At 70.6% G+C, this 19,982-nt stretch carries 19 protein-coding genes; 12 read left to right on the forward strand and 7 right to left on the reverse strand.

Annotated features, from left to right (window positions below; genetic code table 11):
* Positions 1-86: 86 nt before the first annotated feature.
* The 6 genes from G6O68_RS24920 to G6O68_RS24945 all read right to left on the reverse strand — a co-directional run bounded on the left by G6O68_RS24920 (position 87) and on the right by G6O68_RS24945 (position 6,972).
* A complete protein-coding gene (locus G6O68_RS24920; RefSeq protein WP_240911497.1) occupies positions 87-593 on the reverse strand; it encodes an ExbD/TolR family protein in 507 nt (168 codons plus the stop codon).
* 71 nt (positions 594-664) lie between these two features.
* Entirely contained in the window at positions 665-1,138 is a 474-nt protein-coding gene (locus G6O68_RS24925) for an ExbD/TolR family protein (RefSeq protein ID WP_240911498.1), read from the reverse strand.
* Positions 1,139-1,174: 36 nt separating this feature from the next.
* On the reverse strand, positions 1,175-2,080 hold the full coding sequence (locus tag G6O68_RS24930; RefSeq protein WP_165251377.1) for a MotA/TolQ/ExbB proton channel family protein: 906 nt from the start codon (positions 2,078-2,080) through the stop codon (positions 1,175-1,177).
* 187 nt (positions 2,081-2,267) lie between these two features.
* Positions 2,268-3,527 (reverse strand): DMP19 family protein, encoded by a 1,260-nt coding sequence (locus G6O68_RS24935; protein ID WP_165251378.1) that lies wholly within the window; start codon positions 3,525-3,527, stop codon positions 2,268-2,270.
* 73 nt (positions 3,528-3,600) lie between these two features.
* Entirely contained in the window at positions 3,601-4,344 is a 744-nt protein-coding gene (locus tag G6O68_RS24940; RefSeq protein WP_165251379.1) for a 3-keto-disaccharide hydrolase, read from the reverse strand.
* A 615-nt stretch (positions 4,345-4,959) separates the two neighbouring features.
* The gene (locus tag G6O68_RS24945) at positions 4,960-6,972 is read right to left on the reverse strand and encodes a purple acid phosphatase family protein (protein ID WP_165251380.1); all 2,013 of its coding nucleotides are present in this window, start codon (positions 6,970-6,972) and stop codon (positions 4,960-4,962) included.
* A 64-nt stretch (positions 6,973-7,036) separates the two neighbouring features.
* Here G6O68_RS24945 and G6O68_RS24950 point away from each other — a divergent pair, with 64 nt between their 5' ends.
* The 8 genes from G6O68_RS24950 to lgt all read left to right on the forward strand — a co-directional run bounded on the left by G6O68_RS24950 (position 7,037) and on the right by lgt (position 15,414).
* A complete protein-coding gene (locus tag G6O68_RS24950) occupies positions 7,037-8,083 on the forward strand; it encodes a hypothetical protein (RefSeq protein ID WP_165251381.1) in 1,047 nt (348 codons plus the stop codon).
* 171 nt (positions 8,084-8,254) lie between these two features.
* The gene (locus G6O68_RS24955; RefSeq protein WP_165251382.1) at positions 8,255-9,961 is read left to right on the forward strand and encodes a hypothetical protein; all 1,707 of its coding nucleotides are present in this window, start codon (positions 8,255-8,257) and stop codon (positions 9,959-9,961) included.
* A 98-nt stretch (positions 9,962-10,059) separates the two neighbouring features.
* Positions 10,060-10,827 (forward strand): ubiquinone/menaquinone biosynthesis methyltransferase, encoded by a 768-nt coding sequence (locus tag G6O68_RS24960; RefSeq protein ID WP_240911500.1) that lies wholly within the window; start codon positions 10,060-10,062, stop codon positions 10,825-10,827.
* A complete protein-coding gene (locus tag G6O68_RS24965; protein ID WP_165251383.1) occupies positions 10,824-11,438 on the forward strand; it encodes a UbiX family flavin prenyltransferase in 615 nt (204 codons plus the stop codon). The genes G6O68_RS24960 and G6O68_RS24965 overlap by 4 nt, the downstream gene beginning before the upstream one ends.
* The gene (locus G6O68_RS24970; RefSeq protein WP_165251384.1) at positions 11,438-12,316 is read left to right on the forward strand and encodes an SDR family NAD(P)-dependent oxidoreductase; all 879 of its coding nucleotides are present in this window, start codon (positions 11,438-11,440) and stop codon (positions 12,314-12,316) included. The genes G6O68_RS24965 and G6O68_RS24970 overlap by 1 nt, the downstream gene beginning before the upstream one ends.
* A 5-nt stretch (positions 12,317-12,321) precedes the next feature.
* Positions 12,322-13,200 carry a UbiA-like polyprenyltransferase gene (locus G6O68_RS24975; protein ID WP_165251385.1) on the forward strand — a complete coding sequence of 293 codons (879 nt, stop codon included), beginning with the start codon at positions 12,322-12,324 and terminating at the stop codon, positions 13,198-13,200.
* A gap of 127 nt (positions 13,201-13,327) precedes the next feature.
* The gene (gene mqnE, locus G6O68_RS24980; protein ID WP_165251386.1) at positions 13,328-14,476 is read left to right on the forward strand and encodes an aminofutalosine synthase MqnE; all 1,149 of its coding nucleotides are present in this window, start codon (positions 13,328-13,330) and stop codon (positions 14,474-14,476) included.
* Positions 14,477-14,574: 98 nt separating this feature from the next.
* Entirely contained in the window at positions 14,575-15,414 is an 840-nt protein-coding gene (gene lgt, locus G6O68_RS24985) for a prolipoprotein diacylglyceryl transferase (RefSeq protein ID WP_165251387.1), read from the forward strand.
* Between the two features lie 12 nt (positions 15,415-15,426).
* Here the strand turns inward: lgt and arfB are convergent, their stop codons facing one another.
* A complete protein-coding gene (arfB, locus tag G6O68_RS24990) occupies positions 15,427-15,852 on the reverse strand; it encodes an alternative ribosome rescue aminoacyl-tRNA hydrolase ArfB (protein ID WP_165251388.1) in 426 nt (141 codons plus the stop codon).
* A gap of 235 nt (positions 15,853-16,087) precedes the next feature.
* On the opposite strand from arfB, the gene G6O68_RS24995 reads away from it, so the two are divergent.
* The 4 genes from G6O68_RS24995 to pstB are packed head-to-tail and all read left to right on the forward strand — an operon-like array spanning position 16,088 to position 19,959.
* On the forward strand, positions 16,088-17,083 hold the full coding sequence (locus G6O68_RS24995) for a PstS family phosphate ABC transporter substrate-binding protein (RefSeq protein WP_165251389.1): 996 nt from the start codon (positions 16,088-16,090) through the stop codon (positions 17,081-17,083).
* 50 nt (positions 17,084-17,133) lie between these two features.
* On the forward strand, positions 17,134-18,102 hold the full coding sequence (gene pstC / locus G6O68_RS25000; RefSeq protein WP_165251390.1) for a phosphate ABC transporter permease subunit PstC: 969 nt from the start codon (positions 17,134-17,136) through the stop codon (positions 18,100-18,102).
* Complete coding sequence (gene pstA / locus G6O68_RS25005; RefSeq protein ID WP_165251391.1) at positions 18,099-19,046, forward strand: phosphate ABC transporter permease PstA; 948 nt, start codon at positions 18,099-18,101, stop codon at positions 19,044-19,046. Before pstC ends, pstA begins: the two co-directional genes overlap by 4 nt.
* Positions 19,047-19,089: 43 nt before the next feature.
* A complete protein-coding gene (gene pstB, locus G6O68_RS25010) occupies positions 19,090-19,959 on the forward strand; it encodes a phosphate ABC transporter ATP-binding protein PstB (protein WP_165251392.1) in 870 nt (289 codons plus the stop codon).
* The last annotated feature ends 23 nt before the right edge of the window (positions 19,960-19,982 follow it).

Consider the following 19,982-nt stretch of genomic DNA (forward strand, 5'->3'; position numbering starts at 1 on the left):
CCGGCGAGGGCCAGGGCCGCCAGCAGGGCCAGGCGGGGCAGCTCCGACCCCCGGAAGAACGGGCTCGGTCGATCATGCATGGCGGCTCAGCCTCCCTCATCGCCCCGCAGCTCGTCGAAGCTCAGCTTGGGCTCCTTCTTCGCCTTGATGAACGCGTTGGTGAAGGCGTCGATGACCGTCATCAGCTCGGCGTAGCGGAGGTTCGGGTCGACCTTGATGAGGGTCTGGTCGAACGGCGAGTCGGGGTCCTGGAGGTGCCGGTCCAGCTCCTCTTGCAGGGCGGCCGGGTCGTTCGACACGTCCACGTCGGCCACGTTCACCTGCACCAGGCGGCCGGCGTCGTCGGCCCGGAGGACGACCGGGAGCGTCCGCAGGGTGGCCGGCAGCTCGTTTGAAGCGGCGGCGTCGGCCGGCGCGGCCGCCATGGCCGTCGCGGGCTGGGGGGGGAGCAGGTTCATCACGAACTGCCCCTCCACCGGCGCGGCGCGGTAAGTCAGCACGAAGAAGGTCAGGAGCTGGAACGCCATGTCGAGCATCGGCGCGACCGGCACGTCCGGCCCTTCCATCTCGATCCCTCCGCGTCGACGTCGCACGGCGCGTCCCCCTTGGTCTCGGTCTGATGCTCGCGTTCGGATGGCTGGATGGATCGGTCGATCGGCGGCGGTCAGCTTCGGATCATGGCCTTGAGGGCGAACTTGCGGAAGCCCTGGGCCTGGCAGGCCTTGATGATCCCCAGGACCGAGCCGAACGTCGTCTCCTTGTCGGCGCGGAGGATGATCGTGGTCGGCAGGCCGGCGGCCGCCGGGTCGAACTTCACGCCCGACGCCTTGAGGCCGAGCTTCACCAGGTCGGCCTGGTGGCGGATCGTCTGGACGGCCTGGTCGATCCCCTGGGCCTCGTCGCCTTGCAGCAGCCGGCCCTCGGAGTCGACGTTGAGGACCAGGCGGTCCTCGGCGATCCGCGAGTCGTCCTCCACCGGCCGGGCGGAGCCGGCGTCGGGGAGGTTGATCCGCTGGTCGTAGTTGTCGCTGGCGAAGTTGATCACGAGCATGAAGAACGTGATGAGCTGGAAGACGATGTCCAGCAGCGGCGTCAGGTTCGGCTCCGCCTTCTCCTTGGAGATCACTCCCCCGCTCATCGTGGCGACTCCCCGATCTGGGCTGGGCTGGGCGGTTCAGGAGGCGGTCGGCTTGGACGTCGAGGTGGTCTTGGCGGCGGCGACCAGCGAGTTGATCGTGCGGTCGGCCACGCGGTTGGCCTCGATGCTCATCGCGGCCACTCGGTTGCGGAAAAAGGCGAAGAAGAAGATCGCCGGGACCGACAGCGACACCCCTTCGAGCGTGATGAACAGGGCCGTCGAGATGCCCGCGGCCACCTTGTCGGGGCGGGGCTGGGCGCCGGCGGCGGTGGCGATCTCGCGGAAGCTCTCGATCATGCCCCAGACCGTGCCGACCAGCCCGATCATCGGGCCGAGCGTGCCGATGGTCGCCAGGTAGCTGATCTTCATCTCCAGCTCGGTGACGATCTCGGCCGAGGTCGTCGCCATCGCCTCCTTGGCCTCGGCCCGGCCGTTGGGGAGGTTGGCGATCCCGGTGCGGACCAGCCGCGCCAGGAACGAGTCGTTGTCCCGGCAGAGGTCGTAAGCCTCCTGGAACTTCTTGTCGCGGATCGCCGCTTCGAGCTTCTCGACCAGCGGCGGCGGCACGGCCTCGCTCACGCGGTACTCGATGAACAGCCGGATCACCAGCGCGGTGAAATAGACCGACAGGAAGACGAGGAAGACGCCGATCGGCCCCGAGGCCCGGATGGCCCACTGGAGCATGTTCTCGGGCGCGGCCGGGGCCGAGCCCTCCTCGCCGGCGGCGGGCGCGGCCCCCTCCTCGGCCGGGGCGGGGGCCTCGGCGGCGGGCTCCGGCGCGGGCTCGGCCGGGGCCTCGGCCGCGGGGGCTTCCTCCTTCGCCGGCTCCTGGGCCGACAGGCTCGCCGCGCCCCCGGCCGCCAGCCAGATCAAGAGGGCGGTCGCCGTCGAGAACGCCAGCCACGCCCCGCCCGCCAGGCGGGCCTCCTGTCGCAGACGCATGAAACGCTCCCCCCGACCGGCTCCCAGGGCCGCCGGAAACCTCGATGTGCCTCGACCGAACGCCCGCCCCGCGGATTCACTATCCGACGCCCGCCCGGCGCTGTCAATCCGCCGGAATTCGGACCCGGGCCGCTCTCCGCTACAATCTACGACGTCCCGCCCGCCGTGCGACCGGGCCGAAGCCAGGCTATCGGAAATCCTCGGCGTGGGCGATGACGAAGCGGGTCGCCCCGGCGACGAGGCTCTCCTCGCAGGCGTACCATCGACCTGCCAGCTCCTCCAGGGCCTGCCCGTGTCGCCGGCAACGTCGTCCGACGTCCGCGCGACGCCGGGCCGGCCTCCACCATCCTCCCACCATGAGGCCGACGGCCTTCCGGGCGATCGAGGCCCGTTCGACGAACCCCATCGCCTCCAGACCCTCCAACGCCAGGTGCCATTCATCCTCGGCCGTGCAAGTGAAGAAGTGATCGAACCCCCCATTGCCGACCAATCCGTCCAGCGCAATAACCGCTTCGTACCAGACCTCGTACCGAGTGCGACTCGCCCTCGGCTTCCGTTCGAGCCGCGCCTCCAAATCGTGCAGGCCGTGATAAGCGAGCAGGCCCTCGCTCGCCCCCTGGGCGGGGAACTCGTCCGGGCCGTCCAGCAGTCTTTCGAGTGCGGCCAGATCGCGCGGATCGCGATGCGACCCCAGGAGCGGAAGTGTTGGGGCCAGCAAGCCGTCCGCCGGATGCAGGTCTCCGCCCGGCTCCAACCGTCGAATGAAATCGACGAGTCGGTTTCGCGGCACGAGGACGCCGGCCTCGGCGAGGGCCGAGAGGGCGCCGGCGAACCAGTCTGGCGGGGACTGCCAACGTGATTCGGCGGCCAGGTACTCGACGGCCCGCTCGCGGTCGATCGCCAGCAGGAGCTTCGCCTCGTCCCGGCCGCTTCGAGCCGTCTCGTGCTTCGACCGGACCTCCTCGAACATCTCCGCGACGCTCCGCTCCGGGATCCGCCCCAGCCGGGCCGCGACGAGCAGCCCCTCCATCGCCGCAACGGCCATGCGCTCGTCGAGGTCTCGAAACGCCCGGCGCAGGAAGGGGAGTGCGTCCTCGGTCGCGAGCTTGCCGTACATCCGCGCCGCCTTCGCCCGGACGGCCTGCATAGGATAGACGAAGAAAGGGGCGAGCCGCGACGCGGCCTCGTGGGGCGGGGCGTCCCCGAGCAGGTCGCAGGCCCGGTCGAAGGGAGCCTCGCAGATCATGACGCCGCCGGGCCGATCCGCGAGGCGATCGCGGATCGACTCGTCCGCCAGCAGGTCGAGCACCGGGCCGTGGACGCGGTCGCCGAGCGCCCGCAACTCCTCCGGCACCGGTGTCTGGGGCTCGTCGGATGAGTCGTCGAAGACGAAGCGTCGGACTTCCTCGGCGATGCGGGCGTCCCTCCAAAGCTCGGGATCCGTCATAGGACAGGACCCTTCTGGACGCCCGTGTTCGCCGATCGGCGGCGTACCGGAACAACGAGGCGACGATCGCAGCTCACTTCAGTTCCTTGATCGCGATGTTCCGGAACTGGACGAGGCTGGGAGGGCCGGTCCATTCGCCGGCGGAGTTCTTCGCGCCGTGGTGCTGGAGGGCGAGGCGGCCTTTCGCGGGGAGGTCGGGGATCTCGGCGGCCTCGATGACGACGACGCCGTTGAGGACGGTCGTCACGGTGTTCCCCTTCACGGTGATCTCGAACGTGTTCCACTCGCCGACGGGTTTGTCGGCCTGGTGCTTGGGGGTCACGGCGGCGCGGAGTTCGGGGGAGGTGGCGGGGTCGGTGCGGAGGCCGTACATCTCGCCCGAGCCGATGGGCCAGCACCAGATGTTGGCCTGGTACGTCCCGTCGCCTCGGAGGAAGACGCCGGAGTCGGAATCCGGCAGCGCGAGCTGGAGCGGCTTGCCGTGGATGTCGCGGGCGTGGCTGCCGTCGGGGAGGATGTACGGGATGTGCTTGTTGATGAACGGAGTCTCTTTGATCCGCCAGTCGATCCGGAGCGTGAAGTCGCCGTACTCGCGCTCGGTCCAGAGATTCTTGTCCCCCTTCGCCTCGCTCTCGGCGTCGTAGTCGATCGCGCCGTCGACGACCTTCCAGTGGCCGCCGTCCCCCTCGGGGACCGTCCAGCCGGCGAGGTCCTTGCCGTTGAAGATCGGGGTGAAGCCGTCGGCGTCCTCGGCCCGGGCGGCCGAGATCGTCAGCAAGCCCAGGGCGGCGATCGCGGCGAGGCGGATTCCGGTCATCGGTCGGTCTCCTGTCGGCGTCCGTCGGATTCCCATCCCGGCGAGTCCGGGCCGACCTATCGTGGCCTCGCGGCGAGGGCGTCGCAAGGCGCCCTCGCCGAGCGAGTCGGCCGCGAGGATGGGGCCGCCCTCGCGCAATCCCGGAGACGCCCGGATGCATCCCGCGACCCGAGGCCATGATCACGATAAGGGATGCTCCGCGCGGGGCGGATCGCCGGCGGCCGAAGCGACGTGGAGAAGACTCGCATAACACGCGAATGCGCGCCGAACGAACCCAATCTCCGGGGGCGAAACGCGATGTTAAGTTGTTTTATCGATATGGCTTGCGTCGATTGGGTTCGTTCTCGGTCGGCGCGAACGGACCCAATTTTCGGATTCGCGACTCGGCCATTCCGCCGCATCGGGACGAGCGTCGGGGCCAGTCGATCCAGGGGCCGTCACCCCGGCGAAATTCTGCGGGGAGCCCTGTCGGATCGGACTCGAAAGCGCGCCGAACGAACCCAATTTCGTGGGCCGATCTCAGTAGGTAACATCAAGGAGATAAATGTTTTACGTCGATCGGCTTCGTTTTCGGGTCGGCGCGAACGAAGCCGATTTCCGGGCGGCTCCGGGCGTTCAACGGAGTTCCGGGGCGATGCCGGCGGCCTGGCGGACTTCGGGGTCGCTCGGTCGTTCGACCAGGGTTTCGGGGCCGGCGGGCTTCTCGATGACGAACGAGTCGGCGACCTCGCCGTCGCGGGTCCAGGCGCGGTAGGTGAGGCGGCGGGAGGTCTCGTCGATCTCCATGGTCTGATAGGTTGCGGTCCGGGTGCGGCCGACCTCGATGTAGTCGCGCGAAGGCTGGTCGTCGACGAACTTGTCGCCCGAGACGGCGACGACGTAGGTGGTCCCTTCCGCCGAGGTCGAGACCCGCTGATGGCCGCGCATCGGGGGCGTGCGGAGGTAGGCGTGGTCGTGCCCCTGGAGGACAATGTCGACGTGGTGGCGGTCGAAGACGGGGACCCAGTGCTCCCGGATGACGGGGTTGTCCCGGGTCGGGTGGGAGGGGTAGATCGGGTGGTGGAACATCACGAACTTCCAGTCGGAGCGGGTGTTCGCGAGGGCCTCGTCGAGCCATTCCGCCTGCCGACGCGCCTGGTCGTCGCTCATGACGGCCGAGGTGCTGTCGAGCACGGCGAAGAAGGCGCCGCCGTAGCGGAAGCTGTAGGCCAGGCCGGGGGTCAGGCCCGGCGGGCCGTCCTGAGGGAGCCGGAAGACCGAGTTGTAGAGCCGGGGGCCCTGGTCCAGGTACTCGTGGTTGCCGGCGGCCGGCATCAGCGGGACGCGGTCGAACACCTGCGCCGCGCGGAGGAAGAAATGGTCCCAGTTCGTCCGCTCGTTGCCCCGGTCGACGAGGTCGCCGGCCAGGAGGATGAAGTCCAGGCCGGGGTGGCGCCGGGAGGCGGCCGTGAGCAGCGTCCCCCAGGATTCGAAGCCGGTCTGGGCGTCGCCGAGGTAGAGGAACTCCATCCGCCTCGGGCGCGCGGGGCCGGTCTTGATCGTCCGCCAGGAGCCCCAATTGGCCGGAGAGCCGTCGCCGACCGAGTAGTAATACGTCGTGTCGGGCTCCAGGCCGTCGACCGTGACGGCGTGACGCAGGACGACCGGGTCGTTGAGCAGGCCGTCGCAGCGGATCGGGCGGGCGTCCCCCTGGATGGTCCGCATGCCGACCAGGTCGGGGGGCGAGGTCGGGTCGTCCTCGGGCGTCTTGTACTTCGCCGGGGCGATGCGGACGACGCTCGACGTGACCCGGAGGGAAGTCCGCCAGCTCAGGACGAGCTGCCGCGTCGGGTCCTCGCCGAAACTCACGACCATCTGGTCGGGCAGGTTCGTGGAGGCGGAATGCGTCTTCCAGACCCGTCCACGGGCCAGCAAGGCCGCGTGGCGACGATCGTGGGCGGGCTGGAGCAGGACCGAGCCGTCGAGTTCGTCGGGGATCGCGCGGATCGGCCGGTGGCCGTCGTTCGACGCGCTCACGCCGTCGCGGGCGACGACCGCTTTCCAGGTCGCTCCCTCGTCCGCGACCAGCGCGAGCGCGGCCGGATCGAGGGCCTCGCGACCCGGGAAGGGGCGGACGAAGGCGACGTAGTGGGCCTCGGGCGAGCGATCCAGGCCGTTGACCCCCAGGCCGATCCAGCCGGCGGGGAACGTCTTCCGGTGCACGTCCCAGGCGAGCCCGTCCACTTCGATCGTCAGGCCCGACGGGCGAAATCCCTGCTCGGCCAGCCAGAAGGGGGGCGACTTGGGAGGGGCGGCGACGGCGACCATCACCGGGACCTCGGCCCGGAACCGCACGGCGTCGCGCCCGAGGGCGTCGCGTTCCGAGGCTTCGAGCCACGGGAGGAGCAGGGCCTGGCGGGTCGCGGCGGCGGTCAGCTCGCGTTCCGACTTCACCTGGCTGAGCCGGACGCCCGCAGCGTCGAGGGTCGCGCGGGGGCCGGGGAGGGCCTCGATGGGCGCGGCGTCCCGGCAGCCGGCGCAAGCCAGGGCCATCAAGACGAACCAACCCCGGCATCGCTTCCATTCGTGCATGTTCCGCCGTCCCTCCTGGATCTGGCGCGTCGACTTGAGGAAAGATAGATACCGCATCGGGCCGAGTCTTCAAATGGCGATTTGCCGAGAAGCCACGCCCTTCCCCCTGATGAGACGACGCATGCCGCCGGCCGAACTCGCCCGATTCGCCCAGATCCCGCTCGCCTGGGCCGCTGGCGAGGAAGTCGACCTGAGGATCTGGGCGGTCGTGGTAGGCCTCGGGATGGCCCTCCTGGCGGTCGAACTGGCCCGGCTGGGACTGCGGGCCCGGCGAGCCTCGCGCGACTCGGCGAATCGCGAGGTCGCGACCGGGCCGATCGACAATCCGGCGCTGGGCGTCGTGGACCTTGACCTTGCGCCGAAGGAAGGGAACCCGCACGACCCTCGCTATTCCCGCTACGTGGGGCCGTTTCGCGACGACCAGCGGACCGACGAGCGGCCGGCGATGCCCTGGCGGCGGGTCGCCTGCCCGCCTTTGCGGGGGCGGGTCGCGCTGGTCTCTCTGTTCGTCGGGGCCGACGGCGTGGGCTGGAGCGAGGAGGAGGTCGCCCGGCACCTGGCGGCCCTCGACCGCGCGGCGAGGTGGATGGAGCAGGAGGCCGGCCGGTATGGCGCGAGCCTCGGCGTGGGGACGGCCGAGGTGTATTTTCAGGTGGACGGCGAGACGACCCCCGAGGTGGACATGGTGGTCGCCCAGAGCGGCGGCGAGGTCGGCCTGTTCGAGGCCGACATGACCGTCCGCGCCCTGACCCTGATGAGCCGGGCCGCCGCCGAGCTGGGATTCCGCGACGCGGTGGACTTCGTCCAGGAGGTCGCCGCGAGGCTCCCCGGATCGACCGCGGCCTGGCTCCTGCACCTGCGGCTGGCCGGGCGGTCGTTCGCCGTGCCGCTGGATCGGACCGAGCTGGACGGCGTGGGCCTGGCCTTCTGCCACGCCCGCCAGGCCAACTTCACCGAGCCCCTGATCCGCCCCCCCGCCCCCCGCGCGGCGGTGCTCGCCCACGAGGTCCTCCACCTCTTCGGCGCCCAGGACAAGTACGGCTGGCCGCTCTCCCACTTCCCTCCCCGCACCGTGACCCGCCGCGACGTGATGCGCCTCGACACCGAGCGGCTTTCCGAACTCCGGGTCGACCCCCTGACCGCGGGCGAGCTGGGGTGGACCCCCTGAACCTTCGGCCGACGCAAGGCGTCCGTAGATTCGTCGGATCGCCATCGCTCGATGCGGCTGGATTCGGGGCCCGCGCCGGGATACGATGGCCGCGGAATCCTCTCCCCCCGTTGGTGCACTGACGCGTCCCGCCTCCCGCGTCCCGTTTCGGCTCCCGACCGAGGAGCAACCATGTCCCAGTCGCCGCCGGCCTCCCTGCACGACCCCGACTTCGACGAGCCCGGGACGGCCGCCGTCAAGGCGGTCAAGGCCGAGGGCCTGGCTCACGCCGGTCGGCCCGACGACGCTTCGGGGGCCGGGATCTGGGGCCACTCGCGGCTCCTGCTGGCCCGCCTCGCGCCCGCTCCGCTGGCCCCCCTCGTGCTCCGTCCCCCATCCGGGGGGCTGATCGCGGACCTGGCCCGCGTCTATGCGACTATTCTTCTGGTGGGATTGAGCCAGCTCCTGGCCTGGTTGCGGCTCGTCGAGTTGGGGCTCCGGGGGCCGGCCGGCCTCGGGAACGCTTCGGCCGTCTGCGACGCGAAGGCCGGTCCCGGGGAATCGGCGGGGGCGTCCGATCCGCTGGTCTTCCGTCGCGTGGGGGACGTCGTCCGAGTCCGGACCCGCGAAGGGGTCGGCCGGATTGCGGTCGTCCGCGAGAAGGCGGGGGGGATCCGGATCCAGATCGCCCCGCCCCCCCGGGCGTCCGCGGGCGAGTTGAGCGTCGGGGATCTCGGGCTCCTGGCGTTGACGGGGTGTCTCGGCTTCCTGGCGATCGTCCTCGTCCGCACGGTCCGCGAGCAGTTCCGCATCACCGAGGTCGTCGTCCTGCGGGGGGGCTGGATCGGGATCCGGCGCCCGGGGTCGGAACGCGGCCACGAGAGCCATCCGCTCTCCGAGGTCCGCGACCTGGGTTGCGGGCGGTCCACGCCCCTCCTCTGGGCCCTGATCGCCGGCGAAGTGGGCTCCGTCGGAGGGCAGGGCGGCCTGCTCCGGTCGATTCGGGGCTGGAATCCGTTCCGACGGCCGACGATCCGGTTCGGGTGCCGGGGAGAGACGGTCCGGTTCGGCGACGCCTTGTCGCGGGACGAGGCCCGGTACGTCGTCTCGCTCCTCCGGGCCGGGATGGAGGGGGCCGGGCAGCCCGGGCAGGCCCCGGGGGACGCGGCGATGAAATCCTGGGACGCGAAGGGGGCGGGCGACTGGCCGGCGATCCCCTGGCAGGTCCGGGCCATCGTCTATCTCGGCCTCTGGACGGGAGTCGGGGGCGGCCTGCTGGCGATCGCCGAGCTTCGCCGACTGTCCCGGCCCGACGCCGCCGAGGACCTCGCCGTGATCCTCGGCGAAGGGACGGCCCGGGGGGCGATCCCGCTCGTCTGGGGGGACTGGGGGCACATCCGATATCGGATCGGCGGCGGCGACGGGCCGGGGGGAGGCTATTCGTCGGGAGGGACGATCTCCGTGACCCCCGGCGGGATGAGCTTCGTGGAGATCGGCGGGATCGGCGAGCTTCGGGGCCGTATCGACGACCTTCGGGCCCTCGGCAACGGCCTGGTCTTCCGGGGCGAACGCGCCCGCTGGGCCCTGCGGCTCCTGAACCTCTGGGCCCTGACCCGGGCCGCGGCGACGATCGCCGCCTGCGTGGCGACGGTCCGGCGTCATCCTCGGGCTCGGCCGGCCCTAACCGCCCTGGCCTGCCTGGGCCTGGCCGAGGGGCTCGCCTGGATCGGGCTGACGAGCGTCCGCGAGCCGGTCCTCGCCCTAAGCCTGATCGCCCCGACCCTGGTCTTGGTCGCGCTCGGCCGCCCGGACGTCCGATCGTATTTCCTTCGAGGCGGCGGTTCGTCGCCGGGGGAGGCCGATCGAGTCTGGGCCGAGGCCGCGCGCGACCTGGCGTGAATCCGGGCTTTCGGGCGGCTCACCTTGCCGATCGGCGGGCTCGCCGCGACAATGTGTTCAGACAGGATCGAAACCCAGGACCCCCCGGACGACGCCCCGTGCCCACCTCCGAAACCGCGACGCCCCCGCTCACACCGACCTCGTCCGAGGACAAGTCGAACCAGCGCGTCCGGCGGATGTTCGCGTCGATCGCCAAGCGGTACGACCTGCTCAACCACCTGCTGAGCCTGAACATCGACCGTTCCTGGCGGCGCTTCACCACGCGGACGGTCCCCCCGTCGCCGGGCGTGCCGGTCCTCGACTGCTGCACCGGCACGGCGGACCTGGCGCTGGAGTACCACAAGGCCGGGAAGGGCCGGTCGCCGATCGTGGGGGCCGACTTCTGCCGCGAGATGCTCCTCGTCGGCGACAAGAAGGTCCGGAAGGCCAAGGCCGAAGGCCTGGTGACGCTGGTCGAGGGGGACGCCCAGCATCTGCCCGTGCCCAGCGACACCTTCGGGGTGGTCAGCGTGGCCTTCGGCCTCCGGAACGTCCGCGACACGGTCGCCGGGCTGGACGAGCTGATCCGGGCGGCGAAGCCGGGGGGCAAGGTGGCCGTCCTGGAGTTCTCCCGCCCCCGGGGCCGCGTCCTGGGGCCGATCTATCTCGGCTTCTTCCGCAAGATCCTCCCCCGGATCGGCCAGGCGATCGCCCCGAACCAGGACTCGGCCTACCATTACCTCCCGAAGACGGTCCTGGAGTTCCCCGACGGCCAGGAGCTGCTGGACCTGATGGGTTCGCGAGGGCTCGTCGACCTGGAGATGCACCCGCTGACCTTCGGGATCGCGACGCTCTACGTCGGCGTCAAGCCGGCCGCCCGATCATGACGACCGAGCCTCCCCTCGTCCTGGCGATCACCGGAGCCAGCGGCGCGCTCTACGCCCTGGCCCTGCTCAGGACGCTGCTGGGCCTGGGCCGGACGGTCCACATGACGATGAGCCCGAGCGCCGTCGAGGTCTTCCGGGCCGAGGTGGGCCGCGCCCCCTCGCTCGACGCCTTCCGGGCCGAGGATCTGCTCGACGAGCCTGGGCCTGGGAAGCTGGTCTACCACGACCACCGGAACTTCTCGGCGGGGATCGCCAGCGGGTCTTTCCTGACCGCCGGCATGGTGGTCGTCCCCTGCAGCATGAGCACGCTGGGCTCGATCGCCCACGGCATCACGACGAACCTGATCACCCGCGCGGCCGACGTCCACCTTAAGGAGCGTCGCAAGCTGATCCTGGTGCCTCGCGAGACCCCCCTGAGCCTCGTCCACCTGGAGAACATGGTGCAGGTCACCCGCGCCGGGGCGATCGTCCTCCCCGCCGCGCCCGCCTGGTATCACCGACCCAAGGGGCTGGAGGACATGGTCGCCTTCGTCGTCGGCCGGATCTGCGACCAGCTCGGAGTCGCCAACCGCCTGATCCCGCGATGGGGCGAAGGGGAGGGGGCCGACTGATGGCCGACCCCTCCTCAAGCCTGGCCGCCGGCCGGGTCGTGCTGATCACCGGCGCATCGGCCGGGCTGGGCGCGGCGATCGCCCGCGAGGTCGTCCGCCGGGGCGAGGCCCGGGCGCTCGTCCTGGTCGCCCGCCGGGCCGACCGCCTGGACGCGCTCGCAGCCGAGCTGCGAGGGGTGGCTCCCGGCGTCGAGGTCCTGACGATCTCGGCCGACCTCTCCGAAGCCGACGCGTGCAGGAGGACGGCCGAAGAGGCGGTCGCGCGGTTCGGCGGCGTCGACGTGCTGGTGAACAACGCCGGCCTCGGCCTGCCGACCCTGTTCGCGGATTCGCCCGTCGAGGACCTGGTGCGGCAGGTCGCGGTCAATCTCACGGCCCCGATCCTGCTCACGCGGCATCTAGTCGGCACGCTCACCGCGAGGCGGGGGACGGTGATCAACATCGGCTCGGCGATCACCTGCGTGGCGAACTCGGCCCTCGGGGCCTACGGCGCGACCAAGGCCGGGCTCGCCTACTGGAACGACGCGATCCGCCGCGAGCTGGAGCGCGACGGCGTGACCGTCTGCCTCGTCGAGCCGGGGCCCATCAAGACCGAGTTCTCCGACGCCTTCCAGAAGCTCGCCCGCGACGGGGCCCGGCCGCACCCGGTGGTCGAAACCCCCTCGGGCTGGATGACCGCCGACGTGGACGACGTGGCGCGGCGGGTCGTCGGCCTGCTGTCGCGGCCGAAGCGTCGGCTCTCCGTCCGACGCCGGATGGTCTGGCCGTTCCGGGCGATGGGGGCGCTGGCCTGGGCGTTCCCGGCCCTGGGGGACTGGTTCGTCACCCGCGTTTTCGGCGTGGATCAGGCTTCGGGACGCGCCCGGGAGGCTCGCTAAACGTCATGTCGATCGCACTGCGGCGCGTCCGCGACTATCTGGAGCTGGTACGGTTCAGCCACACGCTGTTCGCGCTGCCGTTCGCCCTGCTGGGGGCCGTGCTGGCGGCCTGGGGATCGGACGGACTGGAGGGGAGGCCCCGCGACTGGCTGGGAATCTTGCTCTGCATGGCGACGGCCCGCTCGGCGGCCATGGCGTTCAACCGGCTCGTCGACCGCGACGTGGACGCCAAAAACCCCCGCACCGCCGGCCGGCACATCCCCCGGGGGGCGCTCTCGCCGGCGGCCGTGGCGTTGTTCACCCTGGCCTGCGCGGGGGCGTTCGTCGCCTCGACCCTGATCTTCCTGCCGAACCCCTGGCCGCTGCGGCTCTCGGTCCCGGTGCTGCTCTGGCTGCTGGCCTACTCGTACACCAAGCGGTTCACCAGCCTGGCGCACTTCTGGCTGGGGGCCTCGCTGAGCCTTTCGCCGATCGCCGCCTGGATCGCGCTGCGGGGCGACGTCGCCTGGGCTCCCGTCCTGCTCGGCCTGGCCGTCTTCTGGTGGGTCTCCGGCTTCGACCTGATCTACGCCTGCCAGGACGCCGAGTACGACCGGAGCGTCGGCCTGAACAGCGTGCCCGCACGGCTGGGGGCGGCCGGGGCCCTGCGGCTGGCGGCCTTCTGCCATGCCCTGATGGTCGTCGCCCTCGTCGGACTAGGGCTGTTCTACCCGCTGGGCCCGATCTACTACGCGGGGGTAGCCGCCGCCGCCGCGCTCCTGGTCTACGAGCACTCCCTGGTGCGGCCGGACGACCTGGACCGTGTCAACGTGGCCTTCTTCCACGTGAACGTCATCATCAGCGTCGGGCTGCTGGCCGTCACGATCCTCGACCTGATCGTCTGACGCGATGGGTTCGGCCCCTCCCGCGGCAATGTCGCGGCAGACGTTGCCGTAGGATTCAATCAGGACTAAAATTCCAGAAACCGCCCGGGCTCGCGGGCCGAACCGCTATTCGAGGATGGGAGCTGCAATGGCCGACGACGTCGCTCGTCTGAAGGTGATTCGCGAGAAGGTGGAGGCCGGAGAGCGGCTCAGCTTCGAAGACGGCCTGGCGATGGAGGCGTCGAGCGACATCCTGGAGCTGGGGGCGCTGGCCAACCTCGTCCGCGAGCGGAAGAACGGCAACCTCGGGTTCTACAACGTCAACACCCACATCAACCCGACCAACGTCTGCGTCTACACCTGCGACTTCTGCGCGTTCCGGGCCGACCTGGACGAGCCCAAGGCCTACGTCCTCTACCGCGACCAGGTGACCGAGCGGGCCCGCGAGGCGAGCGCCCGCGGCGCGACCGAGATGCACATCGTCGGCGGGCTGCACCACAAGCTCAAGCTCGACTACTACTGCGACGTCATCCGCTGGATCAAGGATGTCGCCCCCGAGATCCACGTCAAGGCGTACACCGCCGTGGAGATCGAGTTCTTCGCCAGGATCACCCGCGTCTCGACCGAGGAAGTGCTGAAGCGCCTGATCGACGCCGGCCTGGGGAGCCTCCCCGGCGGCGGGGCCGAGATCTTCCACCCCGAGGTCCGCGAGAAGATCTGCGGGGCCAAGGCGACGACCGAGCAATGGCTCGACGTCCACCGCACCGCCCACCGACTGGGGCTGCATTCGAACGCCACGATGCTCTACGGCCACATCGACGGCCCGGTCCACCGCATCGACCACATGGTCCGCCTCCGCGAGCTGCAGGACGAGACCGGCGGCTTCCAGACCTTCATCCCGCTGGCCTTCCACCCGGACAACTCCGAGATGGCCGACATCCCCAAACCCTCGGGGATGATGGACCTGAAGACGATGGCCATCAGCCGGCTGATGCTGGACAACTTCCCGCACATCAAGGCCTACTGGGTCATGCTCGGCCTCAAGACCGCCCAGGTCGCCCTGGCGTTCGGGGCCGACGACATCGACGGCACCGTAGTCCACGAGAAGATCTACCACGAGGCCGGGGCCGAGACCCCCCAGGAAGTGACGGTCGACGAGATCCGCCGCCTGATCGCCGAGGCCGGTCGCGTCCCCATCGAGCGCGACACCCTCTACCGCGAGATCCGCCGCGAAGGGGGCCGCTGGACGGCCGGCTCCAAGATCAAGACCCCCGGCCTGGTCGTGCTGAACTCCTGATCGATTGGCCTTGCCCGTCTCCCGGGCCCCTGGCATCCTCCCGGCGATCGCCGGCGCGCACGAGGCGCGTCGGCCGTCCTGGCCGAAAGGATGCGGGCATGCAACCGATCTTGTTCGAACTTCTGGGCTTCAAGGTCCACGCCTACGGCCTGATGATGGCCCTGGCCTGCTCCTCGGCCCTGGGAATCTCGGTCTGGCGGGCCCGTCGCGAGGGGATGGACGCCGACGTCGTCTATGAGCTGGCGACCTGGCTGTTCTTGGGGGGCGTCGTCGGCGCGCGGGCCCTCTACGTCCTCGTCTGGCCCGAGTCGCTCCGATCGCCGCTCGACCTGTTCCGGGTGTGGGAAGGGGGCGGGGTCTTCTACGGCTGCATCCTCGGCGGCCTGGGCGGGACGCTGCTGTACCACCGGCGAAAGCCCTTCCCGTTCCTGAAGATGGCCGACGTCGTCGCCCCGGCGCTGGCGGTCGGGGCCTTCTTCGGCCGGATCGGCTGCCACCTTAATGGCTGCTGCCACGGCGCGGTGACGGAATCCGCCTGGGGCGTCCGCTTCCCCGCCGGCTCGCACGCCTGGGCCGAGCACGTCGATCTCGGCCTGATCCCGCCCGAGGCCGCCTGGTCGCTGCCGGTCCACCCGACCCAGCTCCTGGCGGCGTTCGCAGGCCTCGCGCTCCTTGTCGCCCTGACGGCCTACTTCCCGTTCCGGCGTCGGCCGGGGCAGGTGATGGCGCTCTTGATGATCGCCTATCCGATCAGCCGGTGGCCCGTCGAGATGCTCCGCGGCGACGACCCGGGCCTGGTCGCCGGCCTGACGATCTCGCAGCTCATCAGCCTGGCCCTCTGCGCGGCCGGCGCGGCCCTCTGGCTGCGGCTCCGAAGCGAGGAAGGCGGGCCGACGCTGGCCGCGGCCGCCCGGGAAGCCCGGGTCGTCCCCACCTGAGTTGGGCCGGGGTCACTCCCCGTTTGGGCCGGGGTCCTTGCGGCGGGCCTTGGTCTCGCTGTGCTTCTTCTTGGACGCCAGCCGGCGCTTCTGGGAGCCGAGGGTCGGCCGCGACGGGCGTCGCGGCTTGGGGCGCTCGCAGGCCTTGGCGACCAGTTCGACCAGGCGCTCGACGGCCTCGCGTCGGTTCGTCTCCTGGGTCCGCCCGGCCTGGGCGAGGATCGAAAGGAAGCCGTCGGCACCGATCCGACGCCCCGCCAGCGTGAACAGCCTCCGGCGCACATCCTCGGGCAGCGACGGCGAGTTCGTGGCGTCGAACCGCAGGCGGACGGCCGTGGAGACCTTGTTGACGTTCTGGCCGCCGGGGCCCGAGGATCGGATGAACTCGAAGTCGAGCTCCCCCTCGTCGAGCGACACCCGTTCGTTGACTTCGATCATGGCGTGCCGTCCAGCCGTCCCGAGATGAGCCACTCCGCGTCCCCACATCTCAAGTGTATCCCGCCCGCCTCGAAATCGCCCCGGAACTTCGCAAGGCGGTCGGGGCGCGGGACATCCTCACGGCGGCTTCATGGATTCTTCACGATCGCCGGTTAGACTGAAGCGGAAGCGAACGGGCGGGCCGCCGAGCGGCGGCGCGTCCTCGAACCCTCCCTGACACGAGGATGAGCGACCCATGCGGTCTTGGCGCGAACGAGCCTGGCTCCCGGCCCTCGGTGCGGCCCTGGCGGTCGTAGGCGGGTGCGGCGGCGGCGACGTCACCCCGACGGAGACGATCATCATCGACGGCTCCAGCACCGTCTTCCGGATCAGCAAGGCGGCCCAGGAGGCCTTCGCCGAGGTCGACCCGGACGTCACGGTGGTCGTCGACAACCACGGCACCGGCGGCGGCTTCAGCCGCTATCTCCAGGGCGAGGTCGACATCGTCGACGCCTCGCGCGACGCCAAGCCCGACGAGGAATCCAAGGCGAAGAGCCAGGGCATCGAGTGGACCCGCCTGATCGTGGGCTACGACGGCATCACCCTGGCGACCAACGACAAGAACGACTTCGCCAAGTCCCTCACCGTCGAGCAGCTCAAGAAGCTCTGGGAGCCCGGCTCGACCGTCCGGACGTGGAAGGACCTCGACCCTTCGTGGCCCGACCGCAAGATCGTCCTGTACTCGCCCGACAACGACTCCGGCACCTTCGAGTTCTTCACCGAGGCGATCGTCGGCAAGGCGGGGAGCCAGCGCGAGGGAGTCCAGCAGAGTTCGGACGACAACATCCTGATCAACGGCGTCGCCGGCGACCCGGACGGCCTCGGATACTTCGGTTACGCCTATTACGCGGCCAACCGCGAACGCCTGCACGCCCTGGCCGTGCAGGCCGGGCCCGACGCCCCGGCCGTCCTCCCCAGCCCCGAGAGCATCGCCGACAAGAGCTATCGCCCGCTCTCGCGCCCGCTCTACCTGTTCGTCAAGAACTCGGCGACGCGGCGGCCCGAGGTGGGGCGATTCCTGAAGTTCTACCTCGACAACATCTCGACGCTCGCCGTGAAGGGCGGTTACGATCCACCGACGCCGCAGGACGACCTCGCCAACCGCACGGCGCTCGCCCGGCCCATGTCGGCGGGGGACGCCGCGGCGCCGGATCCGACGCCGACGTCCGCCCCGGCGCCCGCGACCCCGTGAGCGAGCGACCCCCTGAAGACCGTCCCGTCCCCGGCCCTTCCGACACGATCATGACTCAAGACGCGTCGACTCCGCCGAACACCCCCCCGCCGGAAGTCGACGCGTGGGGCGGGCAGTCTCGGATCTCGGCCCTCGCCGAGGTCCTCGCCCCCGTGCTGCTGGCCGCCTGCGGCCTCGTCACGGTCCTGACGACGATCGGCATCCTGCTGGTCCTGGCGGTCCAGAGCGTGGAGTTCTTCCTGAAGGCCGGCATCGGCGTGGGCGAGTTCCTGTTCGGGACGGTGCTCAAGCCCGAGGCTTCGCCGCCGAAGTTCGGCATCCTGCCGCTGATCTGGGGGACCTTCCTGATCGCCCTGGGGTCGTCGCTCATCGCCCTCCCGATCGGCCTGATGAGCGCGATCTATCTGAGCGAGTACGCCCCCCGAGTCGTCCGGGCGGTCCTCAAGCCGACCCTGGAACTGCTCGCCGGCGTCCCCACGATCGTCTACGGCTACCTGGCCCTGCTTTTGATCACGCCGTTACTCAAGACGGTTTTGGAGCCGCTCGGCTTCCGGGTCGAGCAGTTCAACGCGCTCTCGGCGTGCATCGTCGTGGGGGTGATGATCGTCCCGCTAGTCTCGTCGCTGAGCGAGGACGTCCTCTCCGCCGTCCCCCAGGGCCTCCGCGAGGCGGCCTACGGGCTGGGGGCGACGAAGTTCGAGGTCTCGACGCGGATCGTGCTGCCGGCCGGGCTCTCGGGCGTGGTGGCCTCGTTCATCCTGGCGATCAGCCGGGCGGTGGGCGAGACGATGGCCGTGGTCCTGGCGGCGGGCATGATGCCCCAGATCACGCTCAACCCGCTGACCTCGGTCGAGACGATGACGACCTACATCGTCCAGGTCATCGGCGGCGAGGCGTCGTACGGCACGCCCAAGTACCTCTCGCTCTTCGCCGTCGGGCTGGCGCTCTTCGGGATCACGCTGACGCTCAACATCCTGTCCAGCCTGGTGCTCAGGCGTTACCGCGAGGTCTACCAATGAGCGACGCGGCGGCCGACTCGTTCCGACCGCACCGCCGGATGCGGCGCTGGCTGGGGCCGGTCTTCGGCGCGGCCTGCTTCGTGGCGACCCTGACCGGCGTCGTCGTGCTCACGGTGCTGATGGGGGCGATCCTGGCGGCCGCGCTCTCCGGGCCCCCCCACTCGCCCTGGCACGACCTCGGGGCCAACCTCCGCGAGCTGTCCGCGCTGCTGGGGCGACTCCTGGCGAACCGGCAGTCGAGCGACCCGGCCGTCGCCGGCTACCACGTCGGGGTGATCGGCAGCCTCTGGCTGTTGGGGCTGGTCGCGGCGATCGGCATCCCGGTGGGGATCGGCGCCGGGGTGTTCCTGGAGGAATACCTGCCGGCGGGGCGGATCCGGCGGATCATCCAGACCAACATCGCCAACCTGGCGGGCGTCCCGTCGATCGTCTACGGCATCCTCGGGCTGGCGCTGTTCGTGCGGGCCTTCGGGGTCCGCGGGCTGGCGCTGGGGCCGTCGCTCCTGGCCGGCGTGTTGACGCTCGGCCTGCTGATCCTGCCGACGATCGTGATCACGACCCAGGAGGCCCTGCGGACGGTCCCCTCCTCGCTCCGCCAGGCGGCGTTGGCCCTGGGGGCGACGCGGTGGCAGGTGATCAGCGGCCACGTCCTGCCGGCGGCCCTGCCGGGGATCATGACCGGGACGATCCTGGGGCTCTCGCGGGCCGTGGGCGAGACGGCGCCGCTCCTCATGGTGGGGGCGGCCGGCTCGCTGCTGAGGGCGCCGCGGGGCCCGCTGGACCGCTACACGGCCCTCCCGGTGGAGATCTACAACTACGCCAAGGAGCCGAATCGAGATTTCCAGGCGGTCGCCGCCGGCGGTATCCTGATCCTGGTGGTGCTGCTGCTGTCGATGAACGCGGTCGCCATCCTGATCCGGAACCGCTTCCGTCGCGCCCGCTGAGTCGATCGATCGAGCCCCCTCCTCCAACCCCGGCGACCCGCCCATGAACGCCTCCGAGAGCCGCGTGCAGCAGGCCCCGCCCGTCCCCGACGCCGAGGCGGCAGACCTCGCGCCGCCGACGCCCCGGCCCGACGATCCGACGGTCCTGCAGACCCGCGGGCTCCACATCTGGTACGGCCGTTCGCTCGCCCTGAAGCACATCGACATCGACATCCCCCGCCACAAGATCACCGCCATGATCGGGCCGTCCGGCTGCGGCAAGAGCACCCTGCTGCGCTGCTTCAACCGGATGAACGACCTGATCGCCGAGGCCCGGATGGAGGGGGAGATCCGCTTCGACGGCGAGTCGATCGCCGGCCCCAAGGTCGACGCCGTGGCGCTCCGGCGGCGCATCGGCATGGTCTTCCAGAAGCCGAACCCGTTCCCCAAGAGCATCTACAACAACATCGCCTGGGGGGCGCGGATCAACGGCTACCGCGGGGACATGGACGACCTGGTCGAGCGTTCGCTCCGCCGCGCCGCCCTGTGGGACGAGGTCAAGAACAAGATCCATCGCTCCGGCCTGGAGCTGTCCGGCGGTCAGCAGCAGCGGCTCTGCATCGCGCGGACGCTGGCCGTGGAGCCCGAGGTGATCCTGATGGACGAGCCCTGCTCGGCGCTCGACCCGATCTCGACCGCCCGGGTCGAGGACCTGATGGACGACCTCAAGGACGACTACACGATCGTGATCGTCACCCACAACATGCAGCAGGCCCGCCGCGTCAGCGACATGACCGCCTGCCTCATGCCCGACGAGGCCGCGACCGACGGCCAGCGCACCGGCGTCCTCGTCGAGTTCAGCCCCACCGACCTGCTCTTCACCAACCCCAAGGACAAGCGGACCGAGGCGTACATCACCGGCCGCATCGGCTGATCTCGGCGCCGAGCGTCCGCCTC

The organism is Paludisphaera soli, from assembly GCF_011064595.1.
Classification (GTDB): Bacteria; Planctomycetota; Planctomycetia; order Isosphaerales; family Isosphaeraceae; genus Paludisphaera; species Paludisphaera soli.

What these genes read in the sequence shown, in the direction of transcription:
- G6O68_RS24925 (WP_240911498.1), bottom strand. Translation starts at nt 1,138, where the DNA reads ATGAGCGGGGGAGTGATCTCCAAGGAGAAGGCGGAGCCGAACCTGACG.
- G6O68_RS24930 (WP_165251377.1), bottom strand. Translation starts at nt 2,080, where the DNA reads ATGCGTCTGCGACAGGAGGCCCGCCTGGCGGGCGGGGCGTGGCTGGCG.
- G6O68_RS24935 (WP_165251378.1), bottom strand. Translation starts at nt 3,527, where the DNA reads ATGACGGATCCCGAGCTTTGGAGGGACGCCCGCATCGCCGAGGAAGTC.
- G6O68_RS24940 (WP_165251379.1), bottom strand. Translation starts at nt 4,344, where the DNA reads ATGACCGGAATCCGCCTCGCCGCGATCGCCGCCCTGGGCTTGCTGACG.
- G6O68_RS24945 (WP_165251380.1), bottom strand. Translation starts at nt 6,972, where the DNA reads ATGCGGTATCTATCTTTCCTCAAGTCGACGCGCCAGATCCAGGAGGGA.
- G6O68_RS24950 (WP_165251381.1), top strand. Translation starts at nt 7,037, where the DNA reads ATGCCGCCGGCCGAACTCGCCCGATTCGCCCAGATCCCGCTCGCCTGG.
- G6O68_RS24955 (WP_165251382.1), top strand. Translation starts at nt 8,255, where the DNA reads ATGTCCCAGTCGCCGCCGGCCTCCCTGCACGACCCCGACTTCGACGAG.
- G6O68_RS24965 (WP_165251383.1), top strand. Translation starts at nt 10,824, where the DNA reads ATGACGACCGAGCCTCCCCTCGTCCTGGCGATCACCGGAGCCAGCGGC.
- G6O68_RS24970 (WP_165251384.1), top strand. Translation starts at nt 11,438, where the DNA reads ATGGCCGACCCCTCCTCAAGCCTGGCCGCCGGCCGGGTCGTGCTGATC.
- G6O68_RS24975 (WP_165251385.1), top strand. Translation starts at nt 12,322, where the DNA reads ATGTCGATCGCACTGCGGCGCGTCCGCGACTATCTGGAGCTGGTACGG.
- mqnE (WP_165251386.1), top strand. Translation starts at nt 13,328, where the DNA reads ATGGCCGACGACGTCGCTCGTCTGAAGGTGATTCGCGAGAAGGTGGAG.
- lgt (WP_165251387.1), top strand. Translation starts at nt 14,575, where the DNA reads ATGCAACCGATCTTGTTCGAACTTCTGGGCTTCAAGGTCCACGCCTAC.
- arfB (WP_165251388.1), bottom strand. Translation starts at nt 15,852, where the DNA reads ATGATCGAAGTCAACGAACGGGTGTCGCTCGACGAGGGGGAGCTCGAC.
- G6O68_RS24995 (WP_165251389.1), top strand. Translation starts at nt 16,088, where the DNA reads ATGCGGTCTTGGCGCGAACGAGCCTGGCTCCCGGCCCTCGGTGCGGCC.
- pstC (WP_165251390.1), top strand. Translation starts at nt 17,134, where the DNA reads ATGACTCAAGACGCGTCGACTCCGCCGAACACCCCCCCGCCGGAAGTC.
- pstA (WP_165251391.1), top strand. Translation starts at nt 18,099, where the DNA reads ATGAGCGACGCGGCGGCCGACTCGTTCCGACCGCACCGCCGGATGCGG.
- pstB (WP_165251392.1), top strand. Translation starts at nt 19,090, where the DNA reads ATGAACGCCTCCGAGAGCCGCGTGCAGCAGGCCCCGCCCGTCCCCGAC.